Annotated in this window: 4 protein-coding genes; 2 read left to right on the forward strand and 2 right to left on the reverse strand. The window is 69.9% G+C overall.

Annotation, left to right across the window (positions count from 1 at the left end; genetic code table 11):
- Both A33M_RS20275 and A33M_RS20280 read right to left on the reverse strand, forming a co-directional pair.
- Positions 1-1,517 (reverse strand): SGNH/GDSL hydrolase family protein (locus A33M_RS20275; RefSeq protein WP_052027149.1); only part of this gene is annotated, 1,517 nt, incomplete at its 3' end.
- 314 nt (positions 1,518-1,831) lie between these two features.
- The gene (locus A33M_RS20280) at positions 1,832-3,352 is read right to left on the reverse strand and encodes a lytic murein transglycosylase (RefSeq protein ID WP_202801975.1); all 1,521 of its coding nucleotides are present in this window, start codon (positions 3,350-3,352) and stop codon (positions 1,832-1,834) included.
- Between the two features lie 204 nt (positions 3,353-3,556).
- Between A33M_RS20280 and galU the strand changes: the two genes are divergently transcribed.
- Both galU and A33M_RS20290 read left to right on the forward strand, forming a co-directional pair.
- On the forward strand, positions 3,557-4,441 hold the full coding sequence (galU, locus tag A33M_RS20285; protein ID WP_040622169.1) for a UTP--glucose-1-phosphate uridylyltransferase GalU: 885 nt from the start codon (positions 3,557-3,559) through the stop codon (positions 4,439-4,441).
- Between the two features lie 151 nt (positions 4,442-4,592).
- Positions 4,593-7,019, forward strand: coding sequence for a glycoside hydrolase family 65 protein (locus A33M_RS20290; RefSeq protein ID WP_008391348.1), 2,427 nt, complete (start codon positions 4,593-4,595; stop codon positions 7,017-7,019).
- The last annotated feature ends 106 nt before the right edge of the window (positions 7,020-7,125 follow it).

A 7,125-nucleotide genomic window follows, 5' to 3' on the forward strand; every position in this document is an offset into this window, starting at 1 on the left:
GCCGCGGCCGGCTTCGCCGGCGCGGCGGCGGCGGCCGGCGGCTCGGGCGCGGCCTCGGCGACCAGCTGGCGCTCGGGCTGCATCGGCGTCATCGGCAGCGTGGTGAAGGCGACCACCGGGTCCTTGCCGACCGGCGCCGGGTCGCGGCGCGGCCACTTGAAGTCGTCGGCCCGGCCGGCCGGGGCGGGCAAAGCTTCGCCCGCCACCAGAACCTTGGCGGCGACCGCATCGAGTGGGGCCGGCTTCCGGTCGTCGTCCTTGGCGGCTTTCGGGTCCTTTGCCGGCTTTTTCGGATCGCCTCCCAACAGCTCGTCGCTCGGGTCGGTGATGGCGGGGCCGGCGGTCAGGGTGATCACCGGTCCGGAGAGCGGGCGGGCGGTGCCGTTCGGGCTCTCCTCGGCCGGCTTCGCGGCGGTGTCCGGCGCGGTCGCGGGGGCGGTCTCCGGCCCCTTGCCCGGCTCCTCGACCGGCAGCGACACCGGGGTCGCGCGGGCGGTCATCGCGCGCTGCAGCTCGCGCTCGACGAAGTGGGCGAGCTTGCGGGCGCCGGACTGGGTGAAATGCACGCCGTTCGGCGTGCGCAGGCGGCGGATCTGGCCTTCGACGTCGGGGCCGGAGGTGGTGAAGCGGCCGTTCTCGTCGACGAAGCCGTCCCAGACGTCGACATAGACGATGCCGGCGCGCTCGGCGCGGCTGCGATAGAGATCGTCGAGATAGCCGAAATCGCCCATCGAGCGGGTGCCGCGCACCGGCGGGGCGCCGACCCAGAACACCGGCACGCCGGCGCTCTTCAGCGCGGCGATGGTGGCGTCGATCCGCTCGATATAGAGTTCCGACCATTTTTCCGAGCGAAACTCGTGGCGTGGCCCGGAGCCGCCGTCGTCGTCATCGTCGTCGGCATTGGTCGAGGCGGCCTGTCCTGCGGGCTGACCTGCGGGCTGCTGCGGATCGGCGCGCGTCGTCTCGTGGATCGGCCGGCGGTCCTCGAGGCCGATCATCATCACCACGTAGTCCGGGTGCTCGGTCGCCAGCGTCTCGCGGATATAGGCCGGCCAGTCGGGGTGCTCGCTCTGCAGGTTGGCGCGCACCTTGCGCTGGATCAGGCCCGACCAGGTCTTCACCTTGCGCACCACGCCCATCTCGGGCGACTCCTGGAACGACACTTCGAGCCCGTAGGCGAGCCAGTCGGCGAGCGAGTCGCCGAACACCATCACGGTGGTGGTCGGCGGGGTGTCCGGCTTCTTCGGCGCCGGCGCCTTGGAGTAGTCGACCGGCGGCGGCGCCGGGCGCTGCGGCTCGGCCTGCTGCGGCTGGAACGGGTTCCAGTTCTGTTGTTGCTGGCGCTGGGGGTAGCGCTGTTGGCGCTCGTAGGGGTTGGCGAACGGGTTGCGGAACGGGAAGCGCTCGTCGAACAGCTGGGCCGAGGCCGGCGCCGCCGTGACCAGCAGCGTCACCGCCAAGAGCATCGCCTCCGCCGCGACGAGGAGCGCGAGGGCGAGCCCGCCCGCACCGCGCATGCGGCGAGACTCGTGGGGATGCCGCGTCGCGTGCGAACCGTGTCCGGAAAATCCCACCGTCGAAGCCCGCTTCTCTGCCGTGCCGCGCGAGGCCCGTGCGGCCCGCGTTCGTCGCCAACCTGACGGGCGACCGTGGCGACACGAAGATCGCTCGGCCCGCCGCTGTCAAGCGGGCGCTGGCCCCGGGGACTCGTCCCGGGGACTCGTCCCGCGGGCCGGGGCGAGGTGGGGCTCGCTCCGGCGTCCGGTTTCGGGGTGCAGATCTCCGGGTGCAGATCTCCGGGTGTCGTTGTCCCCGGTCGTCGGTGGCAGCGCTACCGCGTCCGCAAGCGGTCGAGCAGCGAGGCAGTGGCAAAACCGTCCGGCACCAAGCCGGCCGCCGCCTGATACTGCCGGATCGCCCGGCGCGATTTCGCCTGGATGCGGCCGTCCGGCGAGCCGCCGATGTCGAAGCCGTGGCGGACCAGGTGGGTCTGCAGCTCGTAGCGCTCGGCGCTGGTCAGCACCCGCTCGTGACGCGGCCACGCCTGCACGAAGTCGCCGCCGCCGCGCAGCCGGTCGGCGAGATGGCCGATCGCCAGCGCGTAGGCCTCCGCCGGATTGTACTTCATGATGACGCGAAAATTCTTCAGCATCAGGAAGGCCGGGCCCTCGGAGCCGGCCGGCACCACGAGATACGCCGTGTCGGAGGGGCGCGGAAAGCCCATGCCGTTCGGCCGCCGTACCCCGAGGCTCGCCCACTGGGCGAGCGTCAGGCTGCGCTTGCCGTCCGCCCACAGGAAATCGAAATTCTGCGGCAGCGCCACCTCGTAGCCCCAGGTCTTGCCGGGCTCCCAGCCGTCCTTCTTCAGGTTGTTCGCGGTCGAGGCGACCATGTCGGGGATCGAATCGACCACGTCGCGCCGGCCGTCGCCGTCGAAGTCGACGGCGTAGCGCTCGAACGAGGTCGGCATGAACTGGGTCGGCCCGAAGGCGCCCGCCCACGACCCCTTGAGGTGATCCGGGATCACGTCGCCGCGGTGCAGGATGGTCAGCGCCGACAAAAACTCCTTGCGGAAATAGGGCTGGCGGCGGCCGACGCAGGCGAGCGTGGCGGTCGAGCGCAGCACCGGCTTGGTGCCGCCGAGCGTGCCGTAGTTCGACTCGACCCCCCAGATCGCCGCGATCACGTAGCGGTCGACCCCGTAGGCCTGCTCCACCGCCGCGAAGGTCGCCGCGTTCTGCGCCAGAAGCTCGCGGCCGCGGGCGATCCGCGCGTCGGTGACCAGGATGTCGAGATAGTCCCAGAACGCCTTGGTGAACTCCGGCTGGGCGTCCATCAGATCCATGATCCGCAGATCGGGCGTCAGGCCGGCGGTGAAGCGCTGGAAGCTCGCCCGCGACACGCCGCGGCGGGCCGCCTCCGGCCACAGGCTGGCGATGCAGGCCGGGAACTCGGCCGCCGCCTGGCGGATCGCCCCGGCGGTCATCTCGGGATGGCCGGAGCTGCCCGACGTGCCGCTCCATCCGGAGGGATTCGCCCGCGGCGCCACCGAGCCGGTGGTGGCGGGGCCGGCGTCGGTGCTCACCGGGATCGCCGGAACCGGCGCGCGGCTCGCCGGGCCGGCGGAACGGCCGGTCGACGCGCTGCCGCTCGGCCCGGCGAGGCCGAACATCCGGTCGAGAAAGATTTGCGCACTCGCGGGCGCCGTTCCGAGCAGGGCCGCCACGACCGCGCCGGCGGCCAGTGCCGTCGTCGTCCGGGCGCCCCTCGCGCCGAGACCCAACCCGCGTGTCGTACCGTGTCGCACCATCGTCTGCCCCTCCCGCTCGAACTCCCACTCAAGCATCCGCATGGTTTCAGCTATCTTAAGCCGAGGTGACCACAGCTCGACCAAATCGCGGCGTTGCCGCGGCGCCGCGATGCCAAAGACGGCCACACGCAGGCGGCGAAATCGCCCCGCGGCACGGCCCGGGGCATGGACAGGCGGGCGTCGGCATGGTTCTTTTGCCGCCCGTTCGGCCTTCCGTTTCTCGTTTCGCACTCACGTGATCGCATCATGAGCACACCCATTCGCAAAGCCGTTCTTCCCGTCGCCGGCCTCGGCACGCGGTTCCTTCCGGCCACCAAGGCGATGCCGAAGGAGATGCTCCCGGTGGTCGACCGCCCGCTGATCCAGCACGTCGTCGACGAGGCGCGCGAGGCCGGCATCGAGCACATCATCTTCGTCACCGGCCGCAACAAGGCGGTGATCGAGGACCATTTCGACCGCCAGTACGAGCTGGAGGTGACGCTGACCGAGCGGCGCAAGTTCGCCGACCTCGAGCATCTCGAGCGCGATCTGCCGATCCCCGGCCAGACCTCGTTCACCCGCCAGCAGTCGCCGCTCGGCCTCGGCCACGCGGTGTGGTGCGCGCGCGACATCGTCGGCGACGAGCCGTTCGCGCTGCTGCTGCCGGACGTGCTGGTGCAGTCGCCGCGCGGCTGCCTCGCCCAGATGATGGACGCCTACCGCCAGATCGACGGCAAGGCCAACATGATCGCGGTCGAGGAGATGCCGGAGGATCGCCTGCACATGTACGGCGTGGTCGGCACCGGCAAGACGGTCGGCTCCGCCTTCGAGGTCACCTCGATGATCGAGAAGCCGGCGCGCGGCAAGGCGCCGTCCAACCTGATCATCACCGGCCGCTACATCCTGCAGCCGGAAATCTTCTCCATCCTGGAGAACCAGAGCTGGGGCGCCGGCGGCGAGATCCAGCTCACCGACGCGATGATCCGGCTGGCGCTGAACCAGCCGTTCTACGGCGTGAAGTTCGAGGGGCGCGCGTTCGACTGCGGCTCCAAGATCGGCTTCCTCGCCGCCAACGTCGCCTATGCGCTCGCCCGCGACGACATCGCGCCCGCCTTCCGGACCGAGCTGAAGGCCTTGCTCGGGGACGCATGACGGGGGTCTCTTCGGGTCGTCACCGGCGAGCTTTTCGGGGGCGGGCGCGCGCGTGCGGCGCCCGGCCGGACAAGAACCTCGCGGCCGGCGGGTGTGTTCCGCGGGCCCGGCGGCGGGACGTTGCCGCCGCATGACGAGCCCGAGGAAAGCCATGCTGCGTGAACGCCAGTCGCCGCCGCGCGACATCTTCACGACCGATCCGTGGAACCTGTCGGCCCGCTTCCACGTCAAGCTGCAGGACGAGCTGGTCGCCCAGACCGAGACGATGTTCGCGCTCGCCAACGGCTATCTCGGCATGCGCGGCACCATCGACGAGGGCCGCCCGGTCCAGGAGCCGGGCGTCTTCCTCAACGGCTTCTACGAGTTCCGGCCGATCACCTACGGCGAGCACGCCTACGGCTTCCCGCGGGTCGGCCAGAGCATGGTCGGCTGCCCGGACGGCACGGTGCTCCGCCTGTTCGTCGACGACGAGCCGTTCGTCGGCACCGAGGCGGAGATCGTCTCGTTCCACCGCACGCTCGACCTGAAGGCCGGCGCGCTGCGGCGCGAGGTGACCTGGACCACGCCGACCGGCAAGCGATTGCGGCTGCGCACCACGCGGCTCGTCTCGTTCGACAACCGCCACCTCGCGGCGATCGACTGGGAGCTGTCGCTCGACAACGACGACGCCGACATCGTGATCTCCTCCGAGCTGGTGCATCCGCAGCCGCTGCCGGTGGTCGCCGAGAAGGACGACCCGCGGCTGGCGGTGGCGATCGCCGGGCGCATCCTCGAGCCGGCCGGCCGCGACTGCGACGAGCTGCGCATCCTGCTCGGCTACATCACCCGCTCGTCGCGCCTGGTGCTCGGCTGCGGCATGGACCACGTGCTCACCACCGACTGCCGCTACGTGACCGACTTCAACGTCGAGGACAACGCCGCCGCCGTCGTCTTCAAGGTGCGCGGCGAGCGCGGCCGCTCGATCCGGCTGACGAAATTCCTCGGCTATCACTATTCCGACCACGGCACCGCCGAGGACATGCGCACCCAGGTCGGCTGGACGCTCGACCGGGCGATGTCGCGCGGCTTCTCCGTGCTGCTCGACACCCAGAAGACCGACGTCGCGCGCTTCTGGGCGCGCTCCGACGTCGAGGTCGTCAACGACGATCCGCGTCTCCAGCAGGTGATCCGCTGGAATCTGTTTCAGCTCCTGCAGGCCTCCGAGCGCGCCGAAGGGCACGGCGTCGGCACCCGCGGCCTCACCGGCTCGACCTACGAGGGACACTATTTCTGGGACATGGAGATCTATGTCCTGCCGTTCCTGGTCTACACCAATCCGCGGGTCGCGCGGCACCTCCTGAAGTTCCGCTACGACACGCTCGACCGGGCGCGCGCACGGGCGGCCGAGCTCGGCCATTGCGGCGCGACCTTTCCGTGGCGGACCATCAACGGCGACGAGGCGTCGGCCTATTACGCGGCGGGCACCGCGCAGTATCACATCAATGCCGACATCGTTCACATGATCCGCAAATACGTGGAGGTGTCGGGCGACGACGAGTTCATGCAGCGCTACGGCGCCGAGATCCTGATCGAGACGGCGCGGCTGTGGCGCGACCTCGGCTTCTTCTCGCAGCGGCGCAACGGGCGCTTCTGCATCAATGCGGTGACCGGCCCCGACGAGTACAACGCGGTGGTCGACAACAACTACTTCACCAATCTGATGGCGCAGCAGAACATGCGCTACGCCGCGCGCGTGGTGCGGGCGATGAAGGCCGACCATCCCGACGTCTACGAGGGTTTGGTCGCGCGCACCGGGCTCGGTGCGGAGGAGCCCGACTCGTGGGACGAGGCGGCCGACTGCATGTATCTGCCCTACGACGAGCGGCTGAAGGTCCACCCGCAGGACGACGACTTCCTCGACAAGGAGCTGTGGGATTTCGCGAACACGCCGGACGACCACTATCCGCTGCTGTTGCACTATCACCCGCTCAATCTCTATCGCTCGCAGGTGATCAAGCAGGCCGACACGGTGCTGGCGATGTTCCTGCTCGGTGATCAGTTCACCGCCGAGGACAAGAAGCGCAACTTCGACTATTACGACCCGATCACCACGCACGACTCCTCGCTCTCGGTGTGCATCCAGAGCATCGTCGCCAACGAGATCGGCTATCGCCGCAAGGCGCTCGAATATTTCCACTTCGCCGCGACGATGGATCTGTCCGACATCGGCGGCAACATGCGCCACGGCGCCCACATCGCCTCGATCGGCGGCACCTGGATGGCGCTGGTCTACGGCTTCGGCGGCCTGCGCGATCACCGCGGAAAAATCTCGTTCCATCCGCGCATCCCGTCGGAATGGAAGGCGCTGCGCTTCCCGCTGACCATCCGCGGCCGCCGCATCCGGGTCGAGATCGACCACACGATCACCCGCTATCGGCTGATCGAGGGCGACACGCTGACCATCCATCACCTCGACGAGGAGATCGTGCTGACGGCGGACGCCGGCGACGTCAGCCGGCCGACCCCGCCGCCGCTCTTGGCCGAGCCCTTGCCGGGGCCGGGCGCCGCCGATCCGGGCCGGCCGCACGCCGAGCGGTGAGAGTTTGCCGCCCGCGGGGGCGGTGTCATACCAGCGGCGGGAAACTATGACCTCATCCCGAGGGTCGCCGAAGGCGACGTCTCGAAGGATGAGGCCCGCACCGTGG

Origin of the sequence: Rhodovulum sp. PH10 (assembly GCF_000293785.1) — a bacterium.
Lineage (GTDB): Bacteria > Pseudomonadota > Alphaproteobacteria > Rhizobiales > Xanthobacteraceae > Rhodoplanes.